The sequence below is a fragment of the Aeromicrobium sp. UC242_57 genome (genome assembly GCF_044452305.1).
GTDB lineage: Bacteria > Actinomycetota > Actinomycetes > Propionibacteriales > Nocardioidaceae > Aeromicrobium.
In genome coordinates this window covers 623,569-647,105 of record NZ_JBIOAM010000002.1, presented here as the reverse complement: position 1 = coordinate 647,105, position 23,537 = coordinate 623,569, and the positions used below count along the sequence as shown (strand labels likewise).

The 23,537-nt window shown below is 68.7% G+C and carries 25 protein-coding genes and 8 pseudogenes; 22 read left to right on the top strand and 11 right to left on the bottom strand.

From position 1 onward, the window contains the following. Positions 1-20 precede the first annotated feature (20 nt). Entirely contained in the window at positions 21-590 is a 570-nt protein-coding gene (locus tag ACHMWU_RS08800) for a histidine phosphatase family protein (protein WP_396042842.1), read from the bottom strand. After that, entirely contained in the window at positions 478-909 is a 432-nt protein-coding gene (locus ACHMWU_RS08795) for an NUDIX hydrolase (RefSeq protein WP_396042840.1), read from the bottom strand. Before ACHMWU_RS08795 ends, ACHMWU_RS08800 begins: the two co-directional genes overlap by 113 nt. A gap of 51 nt (positions 910-960) precedes the next feature. Here ACHMWU_RS08795 and ACHMWU_RS08790 point away from each other — a divergent pair, with 51 nt between their 5' ends. Further along, positions 961-1,995 (top strand): hypothetical protein, encoded by a 1,035-nt coding sequence (locus ACHMWU_RS08790; RefSeq protein WP_396042838.1) that lies wholly within the window; start codon positions 961-963, stop codon positions 1,993-1,995. Between the two features lie 14 nt (positions 1,996-2,009). Here the strand turns inward: ACHMWU_RS08790 and ACHMWU_RS08785 are convergent. Then, a pseudogene (locus ACHMWU_RS08785) lies at positions 2,010-4,130 on the bottom strand (RNA degradosome polyphosphate kinase). 92 nt (positions 4,131-4,222) lie between these two features. On the opposite strand from ACHMWU_RS08785, the gene ACHMWU_RS08780 reads away from it, so the two are divergent. After that, positions 4,223-5,410 carry an alpha/beta hydrolase gene (locus ACHMWU_RS08780; protein WP_396042836.1) on the top strand — a complete coding sequence of 396 codons (1,188 nt, stop codon included), beginning with the start codon at positions 4,223-4,225 and terminating at the stop codon, positions 5,408-5,410. Here ACHMWU_RS08780 and mshD read toward each other — a convergent pair. The 5 genes and pseudogenes from mshD to ACHMWU_RS08755 form a co-directional block, all read right to left on the bottom strand. Further along, positions 5,398-6,222 (bottom strand): mycothiol synthase, encoded by an 825-nt coding sequence (mshD, locus tag ACHMWU_RS08775; RefSeq protein WP_396042834.1) that lies wholly within the window; start codon positions 6,220-6,222, stop codon positions 5,398-5,400. The genes ACHMWU_RS08780 and mshD overlap by 13 nt on opposite strands. Continuing rightward, positions 6,219-6,551: a carboxyl transferase domain-containing protein gene (locus ACHMWU_RS08770; protein ID WP_396042832.1), complete on the bottom strand. Its 333-nt coding sequence runs from the start codon at positions 6,549-6,551 to the stop codon at positions 6,219-6,221. The genes mshD and ACHMWU_RS08770 overlap by 4 nt, the downstream gene beginning before the upstream one ends. Continuing rightward, a complete protein-coding gene (locus tag ACHMWU_RS08765; RefSeq protein WP_396043045.1) occupies positions 6,470-6,910 on the bottom strand; it encodes a carboxyl transferase domain-containing protein in 441 nt (146 codons plus the stop codon). The genes ACHMWU_RS08770 and ACHMWU_RS08765 overlap by 82 nt, the downstream gene beginning before the upstream one ends. Then, complete coding sequence (locus ACHMWU_RS08760; RefSeq protein ID WP_396042830.1) at positions 6,802-7,653, bottom strand: carboxyl transferase domain-containing protein; 852 nt, start codon at positions 7,651-7,653, stop codon at positions 6,802-6,804. Before ACHMWU_RS08760 ends, ACHMWU_RS08765 begins: the two co-directional genes overlap by 109 nt. Positions 7,654-7,665: 12 nt before the next feature. Next, a pseudogene (locus ACHMWU_RS08755) lies at positions 7,666-8,378 on the bottom strand (winged-helix domain-containing protein). Positions 8,379-8,585: 207 nt separating this feature from the next. Between ACHMWU_RS08755 and ACHMWU_RS08750 the strand changes: the two are divergent. Further along, a complete protein-coding gene (locus ACHMWU_RS08750) occupies positions 8,586-8,780 on the top strand; it encodes a MoaD/ThiS family protein (RefSeq protein ID WP_396042828.1) in 195 nt (64 codons plus the stop codon). Positions 8,781-8,820: 40 nt separating this feature from the next. Here the strand turns inward: ACHMWU_RS08750 and ACHMWU_RS08745 are convergent, their stop codons facing one another. After that, positions 8,821-9,525, bottom strand: coding sequence for a hypothetical protein (locus tag ACHMWU_RS08745; RefSeq protein WP_396042826.1), 705 nt, complete (start codon positions 9,523-9,525; stop codon positions 8,821-8,823). A gap of 154 nt (positions 9,526-9,679) precedes the next feature. On the opposite strand from ACHMWU_RS08745, the gene ACHMWU_RS08740 reads away from it, so the two are divergent. The 8 genes and pseudogenes from ACHMWU_RS08740 to ACHMWU_RS08705 all read left to right on the top strand — a co-directional run bounded on the left by ACHMWU_RS08740 (position 9,680) and on the right by ACHMWU_RS08705 (position 14,555). After that, on the top strand, positions 9,680-10,039 hold the full coding sequence (locus tag ACHMWU_RS08740) for a TlpA family protein disulfide reductase (protein ID WP_396043043.1): 360 nt from the start codon (positions 9,680-9,682) through the stop codon (positions 10,037-10,039). Positions 10,040-10,295: 256 nt separating this feature from the next. Continuing rightward, positions 10,296-10,463, top strand: a pseudogene (locus ACHMWU_RS08735) (hypothetical protein); the annotation flags it as partial. 115 nt (positions 10,464-10,578) lie between these two features. Beyond that, positions 10,579-10,803 (top strand): DUF4395 family protein, encoded by a 225-nt coding sequence (locus ACHMWU_RS08730; RefSeq protein ID WP_396043041.1) that lies wholly within the window; start codon positions 10,579-10,581, stop codon positions 10,801-10,803. A gap of 2 nt (positions 10,804-10,805) precedes the next feature. Next, a pseudogene (locus ACHMWU_RS08725) lies at positions 10,806-11,655 on the top strand (sulfurtransferase). Further along, complete coding sequence (locus ACHMWU_RS08720; protein ID WP_396042824.1) at positions 11,655-11,951, top strand: DUF1416 domain-containing protein; 297 nt, start codon at positions 11,655-11,657, stop codon at positions 11,949-11,951. The pseudogene ACHMWU_RS08725 and the gene ACHMWU_RS08720 overlap by 1 nt, the downstream one beginning before the upstream one ends. Before the next feature lie 205 nt (positions 11,952-12,156). Then, positions 12,157-12,696 (top strand): LPXTG cell wall anchor domain-containing protein, encoded by a 540-nt coding sequence (locus tag ACHMWU_RS08715; protein ID WP_396042822.1) that lies wholly within the window; start codon positions 12,157-12,159, stop codon positions 12,694-12,696. A gap of 75 nt (positions 12,697-12,771) precedes the next feature. Beyond that, the gene (locus ACHMWU_RS08710; RefSeq protein ID WP_396042820.1) at positions 12,772-13,437 is read left to right on the top strand and encodes a hypothetical protein; all 666 of its coding nucleotides are present in this window, start codon (positions 12,772-12,774) and stop codon (positions 13,435-13,437) included. Next, the gene (locus ACHMWU_RS08705) at positions 13,320-14,555 is read left to right on the top strand and encodes a DUF4012 domain-containing protein (protein ID WP_396042818.1); all 1,236 of its coding nucleotides are present in this window, start codon (positions 13,320-13,322) and stop codon (positions 14,553-14,555) included. The genes ACHMWU_RS08710 and ACHMWU_RS08705 overlap by 118 nt, the downstream gene beginning before the upstream one ends. Before the next feature lie 3 nt (positions 14,556-14,558). Here the strand turns inward: ACHMWU_RS08705 and dtd are convergent, their stop codons facing one another. Then, complete coding sequence (dtd, locus tag ACHMWU_RS08700) at positions 14,559-14,981, bottom strand: D-aminoacyl-tRNA deacylase (RefSeq protein ID WP_396042816.1); 423 nt, start codon at positions 14,979-14,981, stop codon at positions 14,559-14,561. On the opposite strand from dtd, the pseudogene ACHMWU_RS08695 reads away from it, so the two are divergent. The 6 genes and pseudogenes from ACHMWU_RS08695 to ACHMWU_RS08670 all read left to right on the top strand — a co-directional run. Further along, a pseudogene (locus ACHMWU_RS08695) lies at positions 14,877-15,200 on the top strand (heme-binding beta-barrel domain-containing protein); the annotation flags it as partial. The gene dtd and the pseudogene ACHMWU_RS08695 overlap by 105 nt on opposite strands. Then, positions 15,103-15,510 (top strand): FABP family protein, encoded by a 408-nt coding sequence (locus ACHMWU_RS08690; protein WP_396042814.1) that lies wholly within the window; start codon positions 15,103-15,105, stop codon positions 15,508-15,510. The pseudogene ACHMWU_RS08695 and the gene ACHMWU_RS08690, both read left to right, overlap by 98 nt. After that, positions 15,486-15,890 (top strand): annotated as a pseudogene (locus tag ACHMWU_RS08685) (hypothetical protein); the annotation flags it as partial. The gene ACHMWU_RS08690 and the pseudogene ACHMWU_RS08685, both read left to right, overlap by 25 nt. 35 nt (positions 15,891-15,925) lie before the next feature. Beyond that, positions 15,926-16,099, top strand: a pseudogene (locus ACHMWU_RS08680) (hypothetical protein); the annotation flags it as partial. Between the two features lie 22 nt (positions 16,100-16,121). After that, positions 16,122-16,457, top strand: a complete 336-nt coding sequence (locus ACHMWU_RS08675; RefSeq protein WP_396043039.1) for a glycine cleavage T C-terminal barrel domain-containing protein — start codon at positions 16,122-16,124, stop codon at positions 16,455-16,457. Further along, positions 16,457-16,864 (top strand): hypothetical protein, encoded by a 408-nt coding sequence (locus tag ACHMWU_RS08670; protein WP_396043037.1) that lies wholly within the window; start codon positions 16,457-16,459, stop codon positions 16,862-16,864. The genes ACHMWU_RS08675 and ACHMWU_RS08670 overlap by 1 nt, the downstream gene beginning before the upstream one ends. Before the next feature lie 165 nt (positions 16,865-17,029). Here the strand turns inward: ACHMWU_RS08670 and ACHMWU_RS08665 are convergent, their stop codons facing one another. Continuing rightward, positions 17,030-18,379, bottom strand: a complete 1,350-nt coding sequence (locus tag ACHMWU_RS08665; RefSeq protein WP_396042812.1) for a polysaccharide biosynthesis tyrosine autokinase — start codon at positions 18,377-18,379, stop codon at positions 17,030-17,032. Between the two features lie 271 nt (positions 18,380-18,650). On the opposite strand from ACHMWU_RS08665, the gene ACHMWU_RS08660 reads away from it, so the two are divergent. The 5 genes and pseudogenes from ACHMWU_RS08660 to manA all read left to right on the top strand — a co-directional run bounded on the left by ACHMWU_RS08660 (position 18,651) and on the right by manA (position 23,471). Beyond that, on the top strand, positions 18,651-19,034 hold the full coding sequence (locus ACHMWU_RS08660) for a hypothetical protein (RefSeq protein ID WP_396042810.1): 384 nt from the start codon (positions 18,651-18,653) through the stop codon (positions 19,032-19,034). A gap of 1 nt (position 19,035) precedes the next feature. Then, positions 19,036-20,115 carry a sugar transferase gene (locus tag ACHMWU_RS08655; protein WP_396042808.1) on the top strand — a complete coding sequence of 360 codons (1,080 nt, stop codon included), beginning with the start codon at positions 19,036-19,038 and terminating at the stop codon, positions 20,113-20,115. Positions 20,116-20,289: 174 nt separating this feature from the next. Next, a pseudogene (locus ACHMWU_RS08650) lies at positions 20,290-20,852 on the top strand (DEAD/DEAH box helicase); the annotation flags it as partial. Positions 20,853-20,894: 42 nt separating this feature from the next. After that, positions 20,895-22,145 (top strand): helicase-related protein, encoded by a 1,251-nt coding sequence (locus tag ACHMWU_RS08645; RefSeq protein ID WP_396043035.1) that lies wholly within the window; start codon positions 20,895-20,897, stop codon positions 22,143-22,145. A gap of 51 nt (positions 22,146-22,196) precedes the next feature. Then, entirely contained in the window at positions 22,197-23,471 is a 1,275-nt protein-coding gene (gene manA / locus ACHMWU_RS08640) for a mannose-6-phosphate isomerase, class I (RefSeq protein ID WP_396042806.1), read from the top strand. The last annotated feature ends 66 nt before the right edge of the window (positions 23,472-23,537 follow it).

Genomic DNA, 23,537 nt, shown 5'->3' with positions numbered 1-23,537 from the left:
CGGTCGGAGCGTGGGTGTTGTCACGCCAGGACTTCTGTGGCCAGCACGGTTCCCTTGCGGTGGTGGACGACGACACCTTGACCGGGTGCGAGGTCGGTCAGCTCGGCGCCGACCGCCTCGAAGACCCACGGCAGGGTCGGCCGGTGGGTGCTCAGCACGACGGGCTTCTTGCGATCGAGCATCGCTGCGAGGGAGCGCTGGACCTGGCTCGCTCGGGTGTCCTCGGACAGGCGGTCGTCGATCTCGAGGAACGTGCTGATCGAGTGGGCGTACGGCTCGACGGTCTGGGCGCAGCGGATCGCCGGGCTGCTGACGACTCGACGGATCCCGTAGGCGTCGAGCACCGGCACCAGCGCCGTGGCGCGGGCGGCCCCGGCGCTGGTGAGGGGACGATGCAGGTCGTCGACCTCCGCGCTGCGGGGTGCTGCCTTGCCGTGGCGCAGGATGACAAGTGTTCGCGTGCGGTGTGCCTGGCGTTCACGCAGTTCCTGGAAGGTGTCGAGCAGCTGCAGGTCGTGCTCGTACGTCAACAGCTGGCGGGCGTCGCGGACGCGCACCCAGCGGATCTCGTCGACCTCCTTGTTGGGCACGAAGGGGGTCGCGTCGTCGGTGCCGACCGAACGTGCGCACCAGTAAGCTCACGATCTTGGTGCCGCCGCTGATCGGGTACGACAGGTCCTGCAACGGGTGGCCGAGGCGCACCCGAAGACCAGCTTCCTCGCCGATCTCCCGCACGGCCGTCGTCTGCAGGAGCTCGCCGGGGTCGGTCTTGCCCTTCGGGAACGTCCAGTCGTCGTAGGACGGCCGGTGCACGAGCAGCACCTCGACGCGCGGCTCGGGCCGGCCGGGGCTGGGGCGTGGGCGCCAGACGATTCCACCTGCTGCGGTCGTGATCCGTTCACCTGCCATGGTGCGTATTGTCCTTGGGGGATGTGACCAACCGATGAAGGAGGGGTGGACATGGGGCGTCTGCGCGTCGTTGCCGGTTCTGTCATCGTGCCCCTTCTGGTCGTGTCTGTCGCGTTGTCGGCGGCCTGGTGGGGTGGTGCTCGGGTCACGGCTGACGCACGCGCCCCGCTGGCGTCCGCCCTTGATGCGCTGCCCGCCTCGGTCGAGGTGGCCGGTGTCACCGACTGGTCGTCGATCCGCGAGCAGGTGGGGGTCGAAGACGCGACGCTGCGCGACCTGGCGACCCGTTCGGTGCTCGCGAGCTCGGCCGACGAGATGGCCGGCGCCTACGGCTGGTCGGTCGGCGACCTCGACTGGGAGGCGTACGGGCAGAGCGCCGCCGGCGGGACGCTCGTCGCGCGCCTGTCTCGGTCCGTCTCGTTCGATCAGGTCGAGAAGCAGCTCAGGGCCTTGGGCTATCGACGGACGGACGGTCTCTGGGAGCTCGATGCGTCCGGCCGGGCGCGGATCGGGCCCGAGCTGGCGGCCGTCCTCGGCGTGGTCACGACCGTTCCGCGCCGGCGACTGATCGTGGCGGGTGCCGAGGTCGGCGACGTCCGTCGGGCACTTGCGCCGATCCGGCACGGTGCACGGTCGTTGCTCGACCGCAGACCCGTGGCTGATCTCGCGGCACAGCTGACCGGCGCCGATGTCGTGCTGCTGCAGGGTGGGGCCACGGCGTGCGCCGCCTCTGCGCTTCCCGATGATCCCGACGTCGCCGCCCAGGCGGCGGCCGCCGTGGCATCGGCGGGACGTCTGGTCCGTCCGGTGTGGGCGGGCCGTGCCGTGTCCGACGACGGCTCTGGGCAGCAGATCCGGTTTGCGACGGCGTACAGCTCGCCGGTGGTAGCAGCCGATCAGGCAGATGTCCGCGGTGCACTGGCGACCGGTCCGTTCATCGGTCGGACGGGCCAGGTCGAGGACTCGCTCGACCTGACGTCGGCGTCGGCCGTCGGAGCGGTCACCGTGCTGAGCTTCGACCTCGACCCCGACCGAGGCGCCTACCTGTCAGGCGAAGGACCCGTGCTGTTCGCGTCGTGCCCCTGACGGGTCGGCGCGGCTCAGCGCGAACGCCGTGAACGCGCCTTCTCGATCAGGACGGCCTGCAGGTCGCTGGAGCCGACGTGGCGGGTCCACGTCGCATCGGACTCGAGATGCCACGACGTCGTCTCGCTGTCGACGGCTTGGGCGAGCAGGTCGCCGAGCTGCTCGATGTGCTCCGGCGACGGAACTCGCACCAGCACCTCGACTCGCCGGTCGAGGTTGCGGTGCATCAGGTCGGCCGAACCGATCCAGGCCTGCGGCTCACCGCCGCCGGCGAACCAGTAGACCCGGCTGTGCTCCAGGAAGCGGCCCAGGATGCTGTGCACGCGGATGTTCTCGCTGAGACCCGGCACGCCCGGTCTCAGGGTGCAGATGCCGCGGATGACCAGGTCGACCGAGACTCCTCGCCGGGACGCCTCGTACAGCTTGTCGATGATCGCCTCGTCGACCAGCGAGTTGATCTTGATACGGATACCGGCCGGTCGTCCCGCCGCCTGGTGGGCGATCTCGTCGTCGATGCGGTCGATGATGCCGTCACGCAGGCCCGTCGGGGCCACCAGCAGGCGCTGGTACGAGAACTCCTGCGCGAATCCGGACAGGTTGTTGAACAGATCGGTCAAGTCGTGGGTGATCGCCGGATCGGCGGTCAGCAGGCCGAAGTCTTCGTACAGGCGGGCCGTCTTCGGGTTGTAGTTGCCGGTGCCGATGTGCGCGTAGCGGCGCAGACCGTCGGGCTCGTCGCGCACGACCAGTGCCAGCTTGCAGTGCGTCTTGAGGCCGACCAGGCCGTAGACGACGTGGCAGCCCGCACGTTCGAGCTTGCGCGCCCAGCGGATGTTGGCCTGCTCGTCGAAACGTGCCTTGATCTCGACCAGCACGAGCACCTGCTTGCCGGCGCGGGCCGCGTCGACCAGGGCGTCGATGATGGGGGAGTCGCCCGACGTCCGGTACAGCGTCTGCTTGATCGCCAGGACGTGCGGATCGGCTGCTGCCTGCTCGATGAAACGCTGCACGCTCGTCGCGAACGAGTCGTACGGATGGTGCACCAGGACGTCACGCTTGCCCACAGCGCTGAACAAGTTCGCCGGTTCGGACGTCTCGACCTCGGCCAGGTGCAGATGGGTTCCGGGGACGAATGGCTCGTACTTCAGCTCGGGCTTGTCGAGGTCGGCGATCTCGTTGAGGCTGCGCAGGTCGAGCGGTCCCTTGAGCCGGATGACCTCGTCGGGCTTGACCCCGAGCTCGGAGACCAGCAGCTCCAGGACGCTCGGGTCGATCGACTCCTCGACCTCGAGTCGCACGGGCGGACCGAACTTGCGTCGCAACAGCTCTGCTCGAGTGCCTTGAGCAGGTTCTCCGCGTCATCTTCCTCGACCTCGAGGTCTTCGTTGCGGGTCACCCGGAAGGCGTGGTGGGCGATGACCTCCATGCCGGGGAACAGCAGGTCGAGGTGGGCGGAGATGACGTCTTCCAAGGGCACGAACCTGCCCGGCGACGCCTCCATCCAGCGGTTGATGATGGGCGGCACCTTGACCCGCGCGAAGTGGTCCTTGCCGGTGCCGGGATTGCGCATCACGAGCGCGAGGTTGAGCGACAGTCCCGAGATGTACGGGAAGGGGTGGGCAGGATCGACGGCGAGCGGCGTCAGGATCGGGAACACGCGGTCGCGGTAGAACTCGCTGAGCGTCTCCTGCTCCGACCGGCTCAGCCCGTCCCAGCGCAGGAAGCTCGATTCCTTCGGCAGCCATCGCCGGGACGAGCTCGTCCTGGTACGTCGCAGCGTGGCTGACCATGAGCTCCTGGCTCGCGGCCAGGCTGCGGGCCAGGACGTCGCGGGGGTTCAGTCGGCTGGCCGACGGCACCGCGACACCGGCGGCGATACGTCGTTTGAGTCCGGCGATACGCACCATGAAGAACTCGTCGAGGTTGCTGGCGAAGATCGCCGCGAACCGTACGCGTTCGAGCAGCGGCAGCTCGGCGTCCTGGGCGAGCTCGAGGACACGGGCGTTGAACGCGATCCAGGACAGCTCACGATCGAGGAACCGATCGGTCGGCAACGTGCTCTGTGCGGGGTCGAACGGCGGGTCGACGTCGAACTCGTCCGGCGAGGCCGGGCTCTCCAGATCGGCGACCGCCATGTCATGAGTGTCCACCCCACCAGCGTCACAGATCAAGATGAACACCATCTGAACGCACGGTTGCGTGGCCCCTCAGGCGATAGCGTGTCCGCATGGCTCTTATCCGTCATCTGAGTGGTCCCCAGCCGATCGGCGCCGCACGCGGAGTGTCGGCTCGCGCGGTGATGCAGCTGCCGCGCTCGGTGCTGGCCCGGATCGCGGGTCGGCCGATCCTGATCAACGGTCGGACGCTCGATCCCGAGATGCAGCTGTTGCTCAAGCTGCAGCACTTGGAGGGCCCGGCGGCCGAGACGGTCGCGATCAGCCGGGGACGCCAGATCATCGTGTCGTCCTCGCGCCTGGCTGGCGGCAACCAGCCTATCGGCGCGGTGACCGATCGGACGATCGACGGCCCGGGTGGCCCGCTGGCGTTGCGCTTCTACACCCCGCGCGGTCTGACGGGGCGCTCGCCGGCGCTGCTGTTCTTCCACGGTGGCGGGTGGATCTACGGCGACCTCGAGAGCCACGACGCCACGTGCCGGTTCCTGGCCGAGGAGGCCCAGGTCCGGGTCGTCGCGGTCGACTACCGGCTGGCACCTGAGGCGCCGTTCCCGGCAGCGGTCGACGACGCGATGGCCGCGTGGGCCTGGATCGTCGAGCACGCGCAGGGCCTGGCGATCGATCCCGAGCGCATCGCGGTGGGCGGTGACAGCGCGGGCGGCAACCTGGCTGCGATCGTGGCGCAGCAGACGGTCGCCGCCGGTGGTCCGTCGCCGGCGTTCCAGCTGCTGATCTATCCCGCGACCGATTTCGCGGTGACGCATCCGAGCCGGCTGACATATTCCGACGGCTTCTTCCTGACGAAGGCGTTCATGGACCTGGCCGAGGAGAACTACCTGGTCGGCGACGAGGACCGCAAGGATCCGCGACTGTCTCCTCTGTACGGAGAGGTCGCGGGAGTCGCGCCGGCCTACGTCGTGACGGCCGGGTTCGATCCGCTGCTCGACGAGGGCAATGCGTACGCCGACAAGCTCCCGGGAGGCAGGCGTGCCGGTCGAGCACGTGACCGAGGACGGTCTGATCCACGGCTTCATCAACATGGTCGGACTCGGCCGCACCGCCCCCAAGGCGTCCCGCCGGGCGGCCGCCGCCCTCCAACGAGGCCTCACCCACCCCCGCTGACGAGGTGGTTACGGCCCCCTGAGGAGGTAGTTCTCGCCCCTCGAGGAGGCGCCAGTCGCCCTCCGGAGGGCGACAACCCCCTCGCCGGAGGGCGACAACTACCTCCTCAGCGGGTGTAGAGGGTGTCCTTCTTCCAGTCCTTGAAGCCGAGATTTCGGTACACCTTGAGGGCGGGCGCGTTGTCGCCCTCGACGTAGAGGTCGACGGTCGACAGGCCCTTCTCGTACATGTGCCGAAGTCCCCGCGCGGTCAGCGCCGTGCCGAGGCCGCCGCCCTGGGCGTCGGGATCGATGCCGACGACATAGACCTCTCCACTGGGCTGGTCTCCTGCTGAGTCCTCGACCTTGGTCCAGTGGAAGCCGATGACCTTCCCGTCCTTCTCGGCGATGAACAGTCCTTCGGGATCGAACCAGTCGGACGAAGTGCGCCGGTCGAAGTCGGCCCGATCCATGGCCCCCTGCTCGGGGTGGTGCGCGAAGGCCCGGGCGTTGACCGCGATCAGCGGCTCGGCATCGGCGGGCTCGAAGGCGCGCAAGGTCACCCCGTCGGGCGTCCGCTCAGGGGTCGGCGGTCCGTCGAAGGTCAGCTGCAGCACGAGAAGCTCGCGGGCGACCGCCAGTCCGGCCGACGCGGCGAGGGCCTGCGCTGCCGGCAGGTCGCCGTGCGCCCAGAAGCTGTCCTCGCCATCGGCCACGAGCTCGTCGAGGATGCGTCGACCGATGCCCGTGCGGCGGTGATCGGGGTGCACGACGATCTCGACCGGCGCATCGCCGACCGCGTACGCCGCGCCGACGAGCTCGCCGTCGGCGCTCGTCTGGATGACCTGCACCCGGGCTCGTGCGCCGTCCTGCAGGGCGAACAAGCTCGTCTCGTTGAACGGGGCGACCCCGTCGGCGGCGGTGGCCTTCTCGGCCAGGTCGAGCAAGCTCATCGGTTCTCCTTCGTCCGCAGTGCCACGAGCTGTGCTCCGATCTCGGCGGCCATGGCCCGGGCGAAAGCCTCGGGCGTGTCACCGTTGGGTTCAGGGACGATGTGCTGGACGGTGCCGTTCTCGTACAGGTCGAGGGCGCCGACCCGCTGGGCCTCGGCCATCTCCTGGGCGTGCTCGAGGTCGCCGTGGACGATGGCGCTGGCACCTTCGGGTGGCAGTGGAGAGAGCCAGGCGTTCTCGGCGGCGATCACGACGTCGGCTGGCAGGAGGGCCAGTGCTCCGCCGCCGCAGCCTTGGCCGAGCAGCACCGAGACGGTCGGCACCCGCATCGTGGACATCCAAGCCGATGCAGCGCGCGATCTCGCCGGCGATGGCACCTTGCTCGGCCTCGGGCGAGAGCTGCGGCTCCGGGGGTGTCGATGAACGACACGAGCGGCAACCTCAGCTCATTGGCCAGTCGCATGCCGCGGCGGGCCTCGCGCAGCGCGGCCGGTCCCATGGGTTTGAACCGGGTCTGCGTCGTCCGGTCCTGGCCGATCACGACACACGGCTGTCCGTCGATGCGGGCCAGTGCCACGATCATCGCGCTGTCGCGTTCGCCCTTCTCGGTGCCCTGCAGGCGGACCGTGGCGTCGCTGCCGTAGCGCAGCACCTCGCGGACGCCTGCGCGGTGGGACCGACGGGTGATCTGGATCGAGTCCCAGGCGGACCGTTCGCGGTGCACCTCGGCGGTGCGCAGCCGCGGGTCTGCCTGGTCGGTGCGTCGACGAGCAGGCTGAGCGCCCGATCGACCAGCAACGGCAGCTCGTCGGGCAGCACGACGGCGTCGATGATGCCGCGGTCGGCGAGGTTCTCGGCGGTCTGCACGCCGGGCGGGAACGGCTTGCCCTCCAAGATCTCGTAGACCTTCGGGCCCAGGAAGCCGATCAGCGCTCCGGGTTCGGCGATCGTGATGTGCGCGAGCGATCCCCACGACGCGAAGACTCCGCCGGTCGTGGGGTGGCGCAGGTAGATCAGGTAGGGGAGCCCGGCCGCGCGGTGATCCATGATGGCCCGGGTGATGTCGACCATGTGCACGAAGGCCGGCGTGCCCTCCTGCATGCGCGTGCCACCGGAGGCCGTGGTCGCGAGCACCGGAATGCCTTCGGCGGTCGCCCGGCGCACGGCGGCCACGATGCGCAACGCCGCAGCACGACCGATGGATCCGGCCAGGAACCGGAACTCGTTGACGACGACGGCGACCGGACGCCCCCGCATCAGCCCACGGCCGGTCAGGACCGACTCGTCGGTGCCGGCACGAGCCGTCGCGGCCACGAGCTCCTGCTGGTAGGCCGGGTCGAGGCCCGACCGGTCGATCGGCTCGTCCCAGGACTCGAACGACCCTTCGTCCAGGACGAGGTCGAGGAGTCCCTGCGCTGTCAGATGAGCCATGTGGCCATCCTGTCAGGCGTCGGCCGACTCCGTCTCGCGTGCGGGCTCGGTCTTGGTCGCGACGAAGCGGTAGCCGACGTTGCGGACGGTGCCGATCAATGTCTCGTTGTCGGTGCCGAGCTTGGCGCGCAGGCGTCGGACGTGGACGTCGACCGTGCGGGTGCCGCCGAAGTAGTCGTACCCCCACACCTCTTGCAGGAGCTGCTGGCGGGTGAACACGCGTCCGGGGTGCTGGGCCAGGAACTTCAGCAGCTCCAACTCCTTGAACGTCAGGTCGAGCGTGCGGTTCTCGAGCTTGGCGGTGTAGGTCGCGTCGTCGACGACCAGGCCGCTGGAGGAGATGACGTGGCTCTCGTGATCGCCGTCGGTCGTCGCGGCGATGCGGCCGATGCCGAGGCGCAGGCGGGCCTCGAGCCGGCGGGGCCGGCCGTGGTCAGGATGACGTCGTCCATGCCCCAGTCAGAAGCGGCAACTGCGAGACCACCCTCGGTGAGGATCAGGATCAGCGGACACTCGACACCGGTGGTGCGGATGACCCGCGTGAGGCTGCGCACCTGGGCGAGGTCGTGCCGACCGTCGACCAGCACCGCGTCACAGGGGGGCGCGTCGAGCAGGGCGCTGGCCTCCGCAGGCAGGATCTTGACGTGGTGCGGAAGCAGCGCGAGGGCAGGGAGCACCTCGACCGAGGACTGCGTGCTCTTGGTGAGCAGGAGCAGGTGGGACATGGTCGACCTCCGGTGCAGCTGGTTTGTGCCGGCTCGTTTGTGGGTCCAGATATGCCAAGAGGCCATGGTGAATCACCGTGGCCTCGTCGCATGGTCAAGAATACGGCATATGTCCGATCAATTGCCACGAAGTGACGCGAATGAGAACGACGTCACAGTTCGTTACTGGGCCGCCGCACGTGCAGCGGCCGGGGTCGACGGCGGCTCGTGGCAGCCTCGACCCTGGCGGTGCTGCTGGCCGAGATCAGTCGACGGCATGCTGATCGGGATCGTTTCGACGACGTGATCGACATGTGCTCGATCTTGGTGAGCGAGGTCCCGGTGGGTGCCAAGGATCCGGCAACGGTCGTGCTCCGGCCTGGGGACAGCGTGGAGTTCCTGCCGCCCTTTGCTGGCGGTTGAGTATCGGCAGATGGCCGTGAACTGGCATCATGCGGGGGTGTCAAGACTCGGTTCCACCTTGTTGTCGGTCGTGCTCGCCGGTGTCATCACGCTGGCGGCCTACACCGACGAACTGCTCGTCGCGGCTGTCGTCGTGCTCGTGCAGGTGCTGGTCGCGTTCTCCCCGGCGCTCACGACGTCGTTGGGCGAGGTCATCGCGTCGCCACGTGTCGTCCCGGCCATCGTCGCCGGTGTCGTCGCGACGGTCGTGACCGTGGAGCCCGGGCTGCTCTCGGGGGCGGCTGGCACCGATGACGCTGTGGTCGGCGCGACCGACTGGGGGACGCTCGCCGGTGTCCTTCCGGCGGTCGGCGCTGCGCTGTTCGTCGCGCTGATCGCCCAGATGCTGCGCAAGGACGGCCGGATGCACCTGGTGCAGTCGCTCGGCTACGCGGTCATGCTCGCGGTCGTCGCGGCGCTCGCTGCGGGCTGGATCGGGGCCTTGCAGTCGCTCGGGGACGCTGATGCGGTGGCGGTCGGCGCAGCGGGTGTGGCCGCCGGTCTGGTGGCCTGGGCGATTCCTCTGGATCGTTGGCTGTGCCTGCCGCTGGCGACTGTCGCAGGGGCCGCCGGAGGTGCTGCGGTGGCCGCGAGCGTCGATGCGAGCATGACGGTCTTCTTCGGTGTCGTGGTCGGTGGTGCGGCAGCGCTGTTCGCGGTGACGGGCCAGGTCGTGGCCCGCGCGATGATGCGCGGTCAGGTCCATGCGGCCGTGGCGTGGGGATTCCCCGGCGCCGTCGCGATCGCGGTGGCCGGACCGGTCGTGTACGTCGGCGGTCAGCTGATCACGGTGCCGGCTTGTGACTGGCGTCGTCGTCCTGCTCGTGGTGCTGGTGGTTTGTGCCGCAGCCGCACTGGCGATGCGGTGGAAGAACGGCCGTTTCGCCGAGCTCGACGACCGCGAGAGGCTGACATCCGAGCAGATCGGCGTCCCGCTGGGCGAGCGCGCGACGATGGTCCAGTTCTCCAGCGCGTTCTGCAGTCCCTGCCGGGCGACCCGGGTCCTGCTGGCCGACATCGCCGGCAAGGTCGAGGGGGTCGTGGCGGTGGAGATCGACGCGGAGGACCGGCTCGCCCTGGTCCGCGAGCTCGACATCATGCGGACGCCGACCGTGCTGATCCTCGATGCCGAGGGCGTGGTCACGACGCGCGCCTCGGGGCTCCCGCGCCGAGATCAGGTGCTGAGCGCCCTGAACGCTGCCATCGTGGGGCACGAATAATTCCTCGTATCTCGGCATTCTTGCCAGAATGTGAGATACCCGTCCGGATGGTGAGACCGGATGGTGAAATGCACCCCCTGTGTCCCTACTCTGGAGCCATGTTCTTGACGACACACCTGACTCGCCGACGTGCAGTGGACAACTGCCGTACGCGCTCGTCGCTGTGTCGAATGCACTGACCTTTCTTCTCGATCGTCAGTCTTCGTGAGCCCCACCCGTCCAGGGTGGCTGCGCCACGCCTCAGCACAGGAGCAGCATGTCCCAGCCCACCCAGGTGGACCCACGCGGTCTGCGATGCGTGGCTGCCATCACGGCAGTCGTGCTCGCGGCCGTCCTGGTCATCGACTCTGACGTGGTGCGGACGATCCTGCTGACGATCCAGGTCGCCGTGTTCGCGGTGGCAGCCCTGATCGGGCTCGGCGCCTCGCCGTACGCGATCTTTTACGCAAAGGTCGTCCGTCCCGCATCGGTGCGCCGGCCGAGCTGGAGGATTCCCGTCCTCCCCGGTTCGCGCAGCCGTCGGGCTCGCCTTCACGGTCGTGGCGCTCGGCGCGCTGCTCGCCGGTGCCACGACCATCGCTCTCGTCGCCACGGGGTTCGCCCTCGCGGCGGCCCTGCTCAACGCAGCTGTCGGCCTGTGCCTCGGCTGCGCGGTACCTGGTGCTTCGCCGGTTCGCGCCGGCCAGCGCCTGACAGACCATCCCCTGCACCACCTATCCACAGCACACGCACCCACAACGCCCGCTCGGGCACAACGGAGGTAACCATGAGCCGCGAATCTGCGCTCGTCACAGCAGACTGGGTCGAGGAGCACCTCAACGACCCGAAGGTCGTCCTGGTCGATCTCGACGAGGATGCCGAGTCGTACGACAAGGGCCACATCCCCGGCGCCGTCAAGATCAACTGGAGGAAGGATCTCCAGGACGGTGTGCGTCACGACTTCGTCAGCAAGGAGAAGCTCGAAGCTCTCCTGTCGGCCAAGGGCATCGCGAACGACGACACGATCGTCTTCTACGGCGGCAACAACAACTGGTTCGCTGCCTACGGCTACTGGTACCTGGCCTACTACGGCCACGAGAACATCCGACTGCTTGACGGTGGCCGCAAGAAGTGGGAGCTCGACTCGCGCGAGCTGACCACCGAGGTCGTCGACCGTCCCGCCACGAGCTTACACCGCCAAGGAGCCCGACGAGGCACTGCGCGCCTACCGTGACGAGGTCATCTCGGCGATCGGCGTCCAGAACCTCATCGACGTCCGCAGCCCCGACGAGTTCGCCGGCCGGCTGCTGGCCCCCGCGCACCTGCCGCAGGAAGCCGCCCAGATCGGCGGTCACATCCCGACCGCGGGCAACGTGCCGTGGAGCAAGGCCGCCAACGACGACGGAACGTTCCGCAGCGACGAAGAGCTGGCGGCGCTGTACGCGGATGCCGGCCTCGACCAGGGCAAGGACACCATCGCGTACTGCCGCATCGGCGAGCGCAGCTCGCACACGTGGTTCGTGCTCGAGGAGATCCTGGGCTACAAGAACGTCAAGAACTACGACGGATCGTGGAGCGAGTACGGCTCGCTGCGCGGCGTGCCGGTCGCCCTGGGCGACGAGCCGGGTGTCGCCTGATGTGCGGCGCGGTCAAGGGCGGTCCCTCGCTCGAGGGCGTCGACGTTGCCAACCAGGCCGTCATCCAGGGTGTCGTGACACGTGACGGCCAGCCGGTCGGCAACGCGTACGTGCGCCTGCTCGATCGCACGGGCGAGTTCACCGCCGAGGTCCCGACCTCGGCGACCGGACAGTTCCGCTTCTTCGCCGGTCCCGGCGAGTGGACGCTGCGCACGCTGGCGCCGAAGTCGGTCTCGGTCGACAACGCCGTCACGGCTGCCAAGGGTGTCGTGGCCGAGGTCGCCGTCGCGGTCTGATTGCTCCAGCACGACTGCCAAGGTGCGCACCGGTACTCCCGGTGCGCACCTTGGTTTTTTCCTGTAACCAACTGTGGTCCTCGGTCGTTAGCGATGTCGAAGCCCGGGGTCTAGGTCTCTCCGGGCCCTCTGCCCCTCGACCTCAGAGCCCCCTGGAGCCATCGCATGAAGAATCTTCGGCACGTCGCCGCCGCGTCCGTCGCGGTTGCCGTCACGGTCCTGGCCTCGGGCGCAGCCCAGGCCTACCCCGATTCGCCCAACGTCACGATCTCGCTCCCCAGCTCCCGAGTTCGTCGGTGGCAACCAGTTCACGTTCAGCGCGACGGCCGACGTCGACTGCGACTGGACCGTCACGTACACCGACGGACGGGCAGCGGGCCAGCCCGCCACGCAGTCCGGCGAAGGCGAGTCGTTCTCCGGCAGCTATGAGACCAAGACCGTCACGAAGATCTTCAAGTCCCCGATCACCGCGACCTGCGCGTACGACGACGGCTCAGCGGAGTCGAGCAGCTGGACTGAGCCCGCCGCCGCGACGGCCTCGGCCTCGGCGACGGTCACGCTGCTGCCCGTCGGCTCTGACGCCGGCGACGATGACTCCGAAGCGGGTGCCGGTGGCGGCGACGACAACGGCGTGCTGCCCGACACGGGCGGCTCCAACCTGTGGCTCTTCGCAGTGGGCGGAGGGCTCGTGATCGTCGGAGCCGGAGCAGTCATCGCTGCACGCCGGCGTCACGCCTCGACCTGACCGGTACGACCACGAACCGGTCATGCACGTCCCGTCCCAGGGGACGTGCATGACCCTGCCGACGGGAGAGCTCTGATGGCATCCAAGCGCCGGCGTCCCTGGTACCGGCGACACATGCGTCGACGCCTGTCGTACGCCCTGGCGGGTCTCGCGGCGCTCGCCGTGATCGCGTTCGCCTGGCAGAGCTGGCAGGCCAGCCAGTCCTTGCGGCTCGCCGCCAACCAGGCAGACCTGCTGCAGACCCAGATCGTGGCAGGCGACAGCTCCGGTGCGCGGCGGACTCTCGACGGTCTCCGGCAATCGGCCGACACGGCCCGCAGGCGCACGGACGGCCCGATGTGGGACATCGGCTCCAAGGTGCCGCTGCTCGGCCGCAACATCGGTGCCGTGCAGCGGGTGTCGGAGGTCGTCGACGAGATCGCGAAGCAGGCGCTTCCACCGGTCGTCGCGCTGTCCGAGCAGATCAATCTCCGCACCTTCTCGCCGCAGGACGGACGTGTCGACGTCGGCGCGATCGCACGGACCAGTGCAACGGTCAGGGCCGTCGAGGGCGGCTCGGACGCGCAGTCGAGCGGCTCGACGACGTCGACCCGGGCTCGCTGCTCGTCCCGCTGCGCGGGCCCGTGGGAACGGTCAAGAGCAAGATCACGCAGGCCAAGGACGCTGCCGCCAACACGTCCCTGGCCGCGCGGCTGCTGCCCCCGATGCTGGGTGCCAAGGGGGAGCGGACCTATCTCCTGATGGTCCAGAACAACGCCGAGGTGCGGTCGACCGGAGGGATCGCCGGATCGATCGCGATCCTGACGGCCAAGAAGGGCAAGCTGTCGATGGGCTTCCAGGGATCGCTGCAGGACCTCGTCCAGTTCCCTGAGCCGGTCGTCGCGATGACGGAGGACGAGTCGCGACTGTTCGCGCCGTCGCTCGTGACGAACCTGCTCGACACCAACTTCACGCCGGACTTCCCCCGCACGGGGCAGATCGTCAGCGCCATGGTCAAGAAGGGGCTCGGGGTCGACCTCGACGGCGTCATCTCCGTCGATCCGGTGGCCCTGAGCTTCGTCCTGGCCGGCACCGGACCGGTCGAGCTGGCGAAGACGCCGGGAGTCACCCTCGACCAGCTCAACGCGGTCGGTGTCCTGCTCAGCTCGACGTACCTGCTGCTACCCGACCGGCAGGCCCAGGACGAGATCTTCAAGCAGGCTGCCCGCTCGATCTTCGACGTCCTCGCCGAAGGTGGTGGTGATCCGGGCCTCGTCGTCAAGGGACTCGTGCGCGGCGTCGCCGAGAACCGGGTCATGGTGTGGTCGAAGCGGGACCGCGAGCAGGACCTGATCGGTCCGTCAGGCCTGTCGGGTGCGCTGAGCCGTGATGACGCCGCGACCCCGCACGTCGGGGTCTACCTGGGCGATGCGGCGTCGACCAAGATGGAGTACTACCTCGAGCACGTCACGAACCTGGCGGCGAGCCGGTGCCTGCCGGGGCAGATCCAAGAGCTGACGTCGAGCACCCAGCTGCGGTCGAGGACGCCGGCGAAGGTCGATGAGCTTCCTGAAGCGGTCACGGGGGACGGGAAGTTCACGCCGAAGGGGACGATGCGCCTGATCGTGCGGCTCTACTCGCCGTACCGGGGTGGATTCACGTCAGTCGCCCTCGACGGCAAGTCGCAGACGGTGTACGCCGACACGCATCACGGCCGCAACGTCACCAAGGTCGTCCTGACGCTCGAGCCCGGATCGACGCACACCATCACGACCCGCATGATCACCGGCAAGGGGCAGAGCGGTGACGCGGTGCTGTCGACGACGCCGGGCGTCCTGCCGTCGCGCAATGACATCCGGGTGCCGTCGGCCTGCCGTTGACGGTCAGAGCTCGAGCACCAGCGTCGTCGGACCGTCGTTGGTCAACGTGATGGCCATGTCGGCGCCGAACACGCCTTCGGCGACCTGAGCCCCCAGGCGGCGCAGAGCCGCGCAGAACTCGTCGTACACCGGCTCGGCGACCGGTCCGGGAGCCGCAGCGGTCCACGTGGGCCGGCGCCCCTTGCGCGCATCGCCGTACAGCGTGAACTGGCTGACGACCAGGATCGAGCCTCCGACGTCGGCGACCGAACGTTCGTCGCGCATGATGCGCAGGTTCCAGACCTTGTCGGCCAGGCGGCCGGCGACAGCGGTCGTGTCGTCATGGGTCACTCCGAGCAGCACCATGAGCCCGGTGCCGATCTCGCCGACGGTCGTACCGTCCACGTCGACCCGCGCCTGTGTGACCCGCTGCACGACCGCTCTCATGCTCCGAGCGTAGTGGTGCCACGTAGACTGAAATCCATGCCGTTCGAGATTCCTTCAGACCTTCACCCAGACCTCATGCCCGTCGTGTGGCTGCTGGGCAACTGGCACGGCAACGGCCAGGGTGACTACCCCTCGATCGAGCCGTTCAGCTACGAGCAGGACGTCGTGTTCGCGCACGACACCCGGCCGTTCCTGCACTACTTCAGCCAGACCTGGATCACCGACGAGGCCGGCGAGCGAGTCCGTCCCGGCGCGCTCGAGACCGGATTCCTGCGGCCGGTCGGCGACGGCGGCTCGACTCGTGCTCGCACACCCGACGGGCTACGCCGAGGTCTGGTACGGCGAGGTCGAGGGCGCCCGCATCACGCTGGCGACCGACCTGGTGGCACGCACGTCCACGGCCAAGGAGTACACCGCAGGCCAGCGCATGTACGGGCTGGTCGAGGGTGACCTGATGTACGCCTACGACATGGCCGCCGAGGGGCACGAGATGCAGTCGCACCTGTGGGGAAGGCTCCAGCGTGTCTGACCCCGTGGCGCACGCCAGCCCCCTGCTCGCACTGCCGGGTGCCGTGTTCCGCAGATGCCCCCGACAACGCGGTGGCCGCCCACTACGGCGCGATCTCCGCCGAGCAGCGCCGACTCGTCGAGGGCGGCACGTTCGTCGATCTCTCGCACCGGGACGTCCTGACGGTCACCGGTCCCGACCGGCTGTCGTGGCTGCACTCGCTGACCACCCAGTTCTTCGAGGGGCTGGCACCGGGCGTGCCCACCGAGGTGCTGCTGCTGACACCCCAGGGGCGCATCGAGCACGGATTCTCGGGCATCGACGATGGCGAGACGTTCTGGGCCCACACCGAGCCTGGCGCCGGCGCTGAACTCGTGGAGTTCCTCGACCGGATGCGGTTCATGCTGCGGGTCGAGGTCGCCGACGTGACTGCCGAGTGGGCCGTCATCGGCCTGCCCGGTCTGGCCTGGGAGCTGCGTCCCGCTCGTCGCTGGCGCAGCTGCCCCGACGCAGCTGGGTGCCCCGGGTCGGTCTGTGGGCGTGGGAGGCCCTGCGCATCGAGTCGGGCCTGGTGCGAGTCGGTCTCGACACCGACGACAAGACGATCCCCAACGAGGTCGGCCTGCTCGGCCGTGCGGTGCACCTCGACAAGGGCTGCTACCGCGGTCAGAGAGACTGTCGCGCGGGTCCACAACATCGGCCGGCCGCCGCGACGTCTCGTCCTGCTGCACCTCGACGGATCGGTCGACCATCTGCCGGCGCACGGCACCGAGGTGACGCTGGACGGCAAGGCGGTCGGATTCGTCGGCTCGGCGGCTCGTCACCACGAGCTCGGACCGATCGCTCTGGCGCTGGTCAAGCGCAACGTCGACGTCGGCGCGACGCTGCTGGCCGACGGGGTCGCTGCGGCACAAGAGGTCCTCGTCGACCCGGAGGCCGGTCTGCACGTCCGTCGGGTGCTGTCCTGATGGTCGACCGCCGGTTCGCGATCCTGGCGGTGTGCACGGCCAACATCTGCCGTTCCCCACTCATGGAGATACTGCTGAAGGCTCAGCTCGACAGCAGCCGGTTCGAGGTCGCGAGTGCAGGTGTTCGAGGGTGGGACCGTCGGCCGATGGACTCGATGGCCGCGATGGAGGCCATGCGACTGGGCCATGAGGCCGACTCGTTCCGCTCGCACCCGATCGACTCGTACCTCGTCGACTCGGCCGACCTGATCCTGACCGCGACCCGCGCCCACCGCTCCGACGTGCTGTCGATGACCCCGCAGGCGTTGCGCCGTCAGCTTCACCCTCGTCGAGTTCGCGGCCCTGACCGAGCTCGTCGACGGTGCCGGTCCCACCGAGCTCGTCGCCCAGGCTGCCCAGCGCCGTAGCCTTGCCCCGGCGAAGGCCGACATCGGTGACCCGTACCGCCGCGGTCCCGAGGTGCACCGCGCGACTGCCGACCAGATCGCGTCCGCGGTCGACGTGATCGCCCGGCGGCTCAACGCCCTCGTCCCGGCTGGCTGAACCCCGCCGCCTGCAACGTCGTGGCAGGGCTACCTCTTGCGGGCGCCGCCAGCTGTCTTGGCGAAGTACTCCGGTCCATAGCCGTACCCGTAGCCGTAGCCCGTCAGCTCCTTGGCCGGAGACATGCTGAGCACCGTGCCCAGCAGCCGGGCGCCGACGGCCTGCAGCCGACCAGCAGCCGCACGCACGGCTTCGCGACCCGTCTCGCCATGGCGGACGACGAGGATCGCCCCGTCGGAGATCGACGCGAGCAGCGAGGCATCGGTGACGGGCAGCAGCGGGGGAGCGTCGATCAGGACGACGTCGAACCGCTGTCGCAGCTCGGACACTAGGACCTTCATCGCATTGGTCTGCAAGATCTCGGACGGATTGGGCGGCAGCGCCCCGCTGGCGAGCACGTCGAGACCCGGGGTGCTGGTCTGCTGGAGTGCGGCGTCCAGGTCGACCCGACCCACCAGGACCGTCGTGAGGCCGACAGTCTTCTCGATGCCGAGGTACTCGCTGACCCGAGGGCGGCGCAGGTCGCCCTCGACGAGCGCGACCTGGGTGCCGGTCTGCGCCAGCGCGATCGCCAGGTTCGTCGCCGTCGTGGTCTTGCCCTCGCCGGCGACCGAGCTGGTGATCGTGATGACCTTGTTGTCGCGGTCGATGTCGAGGAACTGCAGGTTGGTGCGCAGGATCCGCACCGCCTCGTAGCGCGGGTGGTGGGTGCCGAGTGCCGTGATCAACGGAGTCTGGGTCGCGGTCCGGTCGTACGCGACGGCGCCTAGCACCGGTGCGCCCGAGACTTCCTCGAGCTCGGCAGGCGTGCGGATGCTGGTGTCCGACACAGCTCTGCGAATCGCGATCAGCACCCCGAGCAGCAGGCCGACAAGACCGCCCAGCACGAGCCAGGGAAGTCGCTGTGGGCTGGCCGGATCGACGGGCACGTCGGCCTTCGCCACCACTACCGCGGCGAGCTGGGTGTCCTGCTTGCCCAGCCAGGCCACGAACGAGTCAGCCGCAGCCTGGCTGATCCGGGCGGCCTCGGCTGCGGACTCGTCGGTCGTGCTGACCCGGAGCACCGAGGTGCCGTCGACGACCTCGGCCGAGAGCCGGTCGTCGATCGACGCGACGCTGCTGGACAGCCCGAGGTCCTTCACGACATCGGCGGCGATCAGGCGTCCGCCGAGCACATGGGCGTACGACTCGACCGTGCGCCCCGCCGCCGCAGACGTGCTCTGCTCGACGGGAGGCGAGATCAGGACGTCGGCCTGCGCCTCGAAACGGGGTGGCACCTGGGCCACCGCGGCAGCGGCGAGGCCCACACCGACCAGGGTCAGCGCCGCGACGGACGGCCAACGCCGCAGGACGGCACTCCAACGTAGGGACGCTCGCACGACCACTCCTCTCGAGCACTTCCCCCCGAGCCGGAACACTACGGCACGTGGAGCAGGTGCGGATCAACTCTGACGGCGGGGTCACGCAGGCACGTAACCCCAGTCGTTCCGGATCGTTCTTCAAGACACGTAGGTCCCGCTCTCCCGCGGGCCCGGCCTTTGGAGTGAATGCTATGGATGACACGCCGATCGGTGCCCACCGGGTGCTCATGGGGTTCTCCTTCACCGGCCTGTTCGCGCTCTTCCCGTTGCTCTACGTCCTGCTGCAAGCGTGAGCGCACAGACCCACGAGCGCACCCGGCCCGTCGTCGTGGGTCGTGGGTCCCGGCCCGGATGGCACCGCCGCTACGGTCGCCGACTCATGGTCTCGGACGCAGCGGTGCTGGCCTGGGTCTTCGTCATGAACCATGTCGTCTGGTCAGCCGTGCCGCAGTGGGACGAAGCGCAGTCGGCGACCTCGACGTCCTGGGTCCTGACGTCGGTCGGGCTCGCGGTCACCTGGCACCTCGCGCTGACCTTGTCGGGAACCCGCGACTCGCGGGTCCTGGGGGCCGGCCCGGAGGAGTACAAGCGGATCATCAACTGCACGATCGTGGTGTTCTCGGTGATCGCGTTCGTCGGCTACGTCTTCAGCCTCACGGTGCCGCGCAGCTGACGTGCTGGTCTCGTTGCCGTTCGGCATCTGCCTGCTGCTGGCGAGCCGGTGGTCATGGCGGCAGTGGCTGCTCGTGCAGCGTCAGCGCGGGCAGATGACGCAGAAGGCCATCGTTGTGGGCAGCCTCGACTCGGTCGAGCACCTCGCTGCCGTGGTCGCCCGCAACCGTTCGTACGGCTACCAGGTCGTCGGCGCCTGCATCACCGGCGCGACGGTGCCCGAGCAGGCCGGTGGACTTCCGGTGCTCGGGGGAGTCGACGGCCTGATGGCCACGATCCTCGACTCCGGTGCCGATGCGGTGATCGTGACGTCGTCCGACGCCACCCACCCGCAGATGGTCAGGCGTCTGGGCTGGGACCTCGAGGGCTACGACGTCGAGATCATCGTTGCCCCCTCGCTCGCCAACATCGCCGGTCCTCGGGTCCACATCCGTCCGGTGGCCGGTCTGCCCCTGCTGCATGTCGAGCAGCCGTCCTACCGGGGCGCGTCGCGGTGGGCCAAGGGCCTTCTCGACCGGACCGGCGGGACGGTGCTGCTGGTCGTCGCAGCACCGGTCTTCGTAGTCGTGGCCGCGGCGATCAGGCTGACGAGCCCCGGCAAGGTCTTCTTCGTCCAGGAGCGGGTCGGTCGCGACGGCAAGTCGTTCGGGATGATCAAGTTCCGCACCATGGTCGAGGGAGCGCACCTGATGCGGCCCGCGCTGGCGGCAGACAGCGGCAATGCGGTGATGTTCAAGATGCGCCACGACCCCCGGGTGACCCGGCCAGGGAGGCTCCTGCGGCGCTACTCGATCGACGAGCTGCCGCAGGCCATCAACGTCGTCAAGGGCGACATGAGCCTGGTGGGTCCGCGGCCCCCGCTGGTCGAGGAGGTCTCGGGATACGCGCCCGAGGCCCGGCGCAGGCTCTTGGTGCGTCCGGGCATGACCGGGCCGTGGCAGATCTCGGGACGCTCGGACCTCGACTGGGAGGAGACGATGCGCCTCGACCTCTACTACGTCGAGAACTGGTCGATCGTCGGCGACCTGCTGATCCTGTGGAAGACCATCAAGGCGGTCCGGTCGTCCTCCGGCGCCTACTGATCGGGGTGCACTGCAAGCAACGACACATCGTCTCAGTTTCTCGGATGAGGGTGCGGACCGATACCGTGGTCGCAGGCGCGCTCGTTATCTCAACGACCACGGCATGCATGGGGCTGTCGACAGGTTGCACGGGATTGACCACTCTGGTCCCGCGCCACCTATCCAGGAGCATCCATGAATACAGACGTTTCCACCTTGCCTGACGCTGCCGAAAAGGTCGCTGCAGAGCCTACTTTTGCCGACCTCGGCCTCGCCGACGTCCTCGTCGAGCGGCTCGCGGCCCTCGGCTACGAGACCCCCACGCCGATCCAGGCGCGGTCGATCCCGACGCTGCTCGAAGGCAAGGACGTCGTCGGCCTCGCCCAGACCGGCACCGGCAAGACTGCCGCCTTCGCGCTGCCGATCTTGCAGAAGATCGACCCCAAGAACAGCAAGACCCAGGCCATCGTCCTCGCACCGACCCGTAAGCTGCGCTCCAGGTGTGCGAGGCCATCACGACGTACGCTGTCAACCTGCCCGGCATCCGGGTGCTCCCCGTCTACGGCGGCCAGAGCTACGGCTTCCAGCTGTCCGGCCTGCAGCGTGGCGCCCACATCGTCGTCGGCACCCCCGGTCGAGTCATCGACCACCTCGAGCGCGGCAGCCTCGACCTGACGGCCCTGGAGTTCCTGGTCCTCGACGAGGCCGACGAGATGCTCAACATGGGCTTCGCCGAGGACGTCGAGCGCATCCTGGCCGACACGCCCGAGTACAAGCAGGTCGCGTTGTTCTCGGCCACGATGCCCAAGCAGATCCGCAGCCTGGCCAAGAAGTACCTGCACGACCCGGTCGACATTGCGACGCCCAAGGCCACGACGTCGACCACCACGGTGCGCCAGCGCTGGATCCAGGTCTCGCACCACCACAAGCTCGACGCCCTCACGCGTCTGCTCGAGGTCGAGACCGGCGACGGCATGATCGTGTTCGTCCGTACCAAGTCCGCCACCGAAGAGCTCGCCGACAAGCTCCGCACCCGCGGCTACACCGCCGCCGCGCTCAACGGCGACCTCGCTCAGGCCCAGCGCGAGCGCACCGTGTCGCAGCTCAAGTCCGGTGCGATCGACCTGATCATCGCGACCGACGTCGCCGCACGTGGCCTCGACGTCGAACGCATCACGCACGTCGTCAACTACGACATCCCCCACGACACCGAGGCGTACGTCCACCGCATCGGCCGTACAGGTCGAGCCGGCCGCAGCGGAGAGGCGATCTTGTTCGTCACTCCCCGCGAGCGCCGCATGCTCTCGGCGATCGAGAAGGTCTCCGGCCGCCCGGTCGAGGAGATGAGCGTCCCGTCGGCCGAAGAGGTCAACGAGCGTCGCACCGGTCGGTTCGCCCAGGCCATCACGTCGAGCATGGGGTCGGCGCAGTTCCACGCCTTCCGCACCCTCGTCGAGGAGTACGCCGCCGAGAACGACGTCTCGATGACCGACGTCGCTGCCGGACTGGCCGTCATGAGCCAGGCCGACAAGGAGTTCTTCCTGCGGCCCGATCCGCCGAAGTCGCAGCCCCGTGCCCGCGACTTCGAGCCCCGGCCCAAGCCGGCCGGCTACGACCGCTCCGACCGGCTGCCGGCCGAGGGTGCAGCGGTGTACCGCGTCGCCGTCGGCAAGCGCCACAAGATCGGCCCGTCGGCGATCGTCGGTGCGCTGGCCAACGAGGGCAGTCTCAAGCGTTCCGACTTCGGCAAGATCACGATCGGGCAGGACCACACGCTCGTCGAGCTGCCGGCCGATCTTCCCGATGCGGTGTTCGAGGCCCTGGCCAACACCCGGATCTCCGGCAAGCTGATCGACCTGCAGCCCGACACCGGGCCGCCGATCCGTCGCACCCGCGAGGACCGCAAGGGCAACAAGCCGTACGAGAAGAAGAAGTTCGAGAAGCGGCCCTACCCGTCCAAGGCAGCCGACAAGAAGCCCTGGGAGAAGAAGTCGACCGACCGCCCGGCCGCCGGTTCTGACAAGCCTGCCCGAAAGCCGCGGCACAAGTAGTCCGACGCCCTAGACTGATCGCGAGAGGGCCGCACGGACGAAAGCTATTGAATGTACCTGCTCGACAATGCTGCCCGTGACTACGACTGGGGCTCCAGGTCCGACATCCCGCAGTTCCTCGGACGGTCTCCTGGCGACCGGATCGCCGAGGTGTGGATGGGCACGCATCCCCTTGGACCGTCCTCGGTCCTGGTCGGCGACACCTCGGTTCCGCTGTCCCAGGTCGCCGGCGAGCTGCCGTTCCTGTTCAAGATCTTGGCGGCCGATCGCCCGCTGTCGCTGCAGGTGCACCCCAATGCGTCGATGGCGCAGGCGGGATTCGAGGCCGAGGAGGCTGCCGGGGTGCCGATCGACGCCCCGGAGCGCACCTACCGCGATCCCTCCCACAAGCCTGAGATGGCCTATGCGCTGACAACGTTCGACACGCTGGTCGGATTTCGACCGACCGCCGAGATCCTGCGAGTGCTCAACGGCATCGACACCCCGCTGACGCAGAGCCTGGCCGACGGGCTGAGAGAACGTCCGGGTTTCCGCGGGATCGTCCGTCTGGTCGAACGGCTGCTCACCAGCGACGTGTCGACTGACGAGATCGGCGAGGTCGTCGAGGTGTGTCGTGGTCTAGTCGACGTCGGCGTCGACGTCAAGCGGGCCTACGTCACGGCGGTCGAGATCGCCGAGTTCTACCCCGGTGACATCGGGGTCATCATCTCGCTGACTCTCAACCGTCTGACGCTGCAGCCCGGCGAGGCGGCCTTCTTGGGGGCCGGGATCATCCATGCGCACCTCAAGGGGATGTGCCTGGAGATCATGGCGGCGTCCGACAACGTGCTGCGAGCGGGCCTGACGACCAAGTCGCTCGACCCCAAAGGTCTGGTGGCCTGCCTCGAGAAGGGCATGTCACGGCTGGCCAGGGTGACCCCTGAGCCGTTCGGCTTCTCGACCGAGGTCTTCCATCCTGACGTCGAGGAGTTCGCGCTGGCCGTGGGGCAGAGCTGTCCGCCGAGCCGGAGGGGATGCTGCTCCCACCGGGAACCCAGCGCATCATCATGTGCACCGGTGGTGAGGTCGAGCCGTCAACACCGCAGGCGAGCACGTGAAGCTCGGCCGCGGAGAGTCGGTCTTCGCCGGGGTCGAGGACGGTCAGATCCGCGTCATCGGGACCGGCGAGGTCGCCCAGGCGTACACGCCAGGTCCCGACGTCCCGGTCGGAGAGCTGATCGACCTGGTGTTCCCCTTGCACGAGCGCCGGGGACGTCCTCGCGCCTGATCCCTGCTGCCGAGACGGGGTCGGTGGATCCGCAACCTCATATCGCCCAATGCGGTTGATAAACCACCGCGCCGGGGTCGGAGTGGCCGAGTTCGGTTGTCGATCCACCGCGCCGGGGTCGGGCG

Excerpts from the sequence above, each read along its gene's own strand:
- ACHMWU_RS08795 (WP_396042840.1), bottom strand. The coding sequence starts at position 909 with ATGGCAGGTGAACGGATCACGACCGCAGCAGGTGGAATCGTCTGGCGC.
- ACHMWU_RS08790 (WP_396042838.1), top strand. The coding sequence starts at position 961 with ATGGGGCGTCTGCGCGTCGTTGCCGGTTCTGTCATCGTGCCCCTTCTG.
- ACHMWU_RS08780 (WP_396042836.1), top strand. The coding sequence starts at position 4,223 with ATGGCTCTTATCCGTCATCTGAGTGGTCCCCAGCCGATCGGCGCCGCA.
- mshD (WP_396042834.1), bottom strand. The coding sequence starts at position 6,222 with ATGAGCTTGCTCGACCTGGCCGAGAAGGCCACCGCCGCCGACGGGGTC.
- ACHMWU_RS08770 (WP_396042832.1), bottom strand. The coding sequence starts at position 6,551 with ATGCGGGTGCCGACCGTCTCGGTGCTGCTCGGCCAAGGCTGCGGCGGC.
- ACHMWU_RS08760 (WP_396042830.1), bottom strand. The coding sequence starts at position 7,653 with ATGGCTCATCTGACAGCGCAGGGACTCCTCGACCTCGTCCTGGACGAA.
- ACHMWU_RS08745 (WP_396042826.1), bottom strand. The coding sequence starts at position 9,525 with ATGGACCTGACCGCGCATCATCGCGCGGGCCACGACCTGGCCCGTCAC.
- ACHMWU_RS08740 (WP_396043043.1), top strand. The coding sequence starts at position 9,680 with ATGCGGTGGAAGAACGGCCGTTTCGCCGAGCTCGACGACCGCGAGAGG.
- ACHMWU_RS08720 (WP_396042824.1), top strand. The coding sequence starts at position 11,655 with ATGTGCGGCGCGGTCAAGGGCGGTCCCTCGCTCGAGGGCGTCGACGTT.
- ACHMWU_RS08710 (WP_396042820.1), top strand. The coding sequence starts at position 12,772 with ATGGCATCCAAGCGCCGGCGTCCCTGGTACCGGCGACACATGCGTCGA.
- dtd (WP_396042816.1), bottom strand. The coding sequence starts at position 14,981 with ATGAGAGCGGTCGTGCAGCGGGTCACACAGGCGCGGGTCGACGTGGAC.
- ACHMWU_RS08670 (WP_396043037.1), top strand. The coding sequence starts at position 16,457 with ATGGTCGACCGCCGGTTCGCGATCCTGGCGGTGTGCACGGCCAACATC.
- ACHMWU_RS08645 (WP_396043035.1), top strand. The coding sequence starts at position 20,895 with ATGCCCAAGCAGATCCGCAGCCTGGCCAAGAAGTACCTGCACGACCCG.
- manA (WP_396042806.1), top strand. The coding sequence starts at position 22,197 with ATGTACCTGCTCGACAATGCTGCCCGTGACTACGACTGGGGCTCCAGG.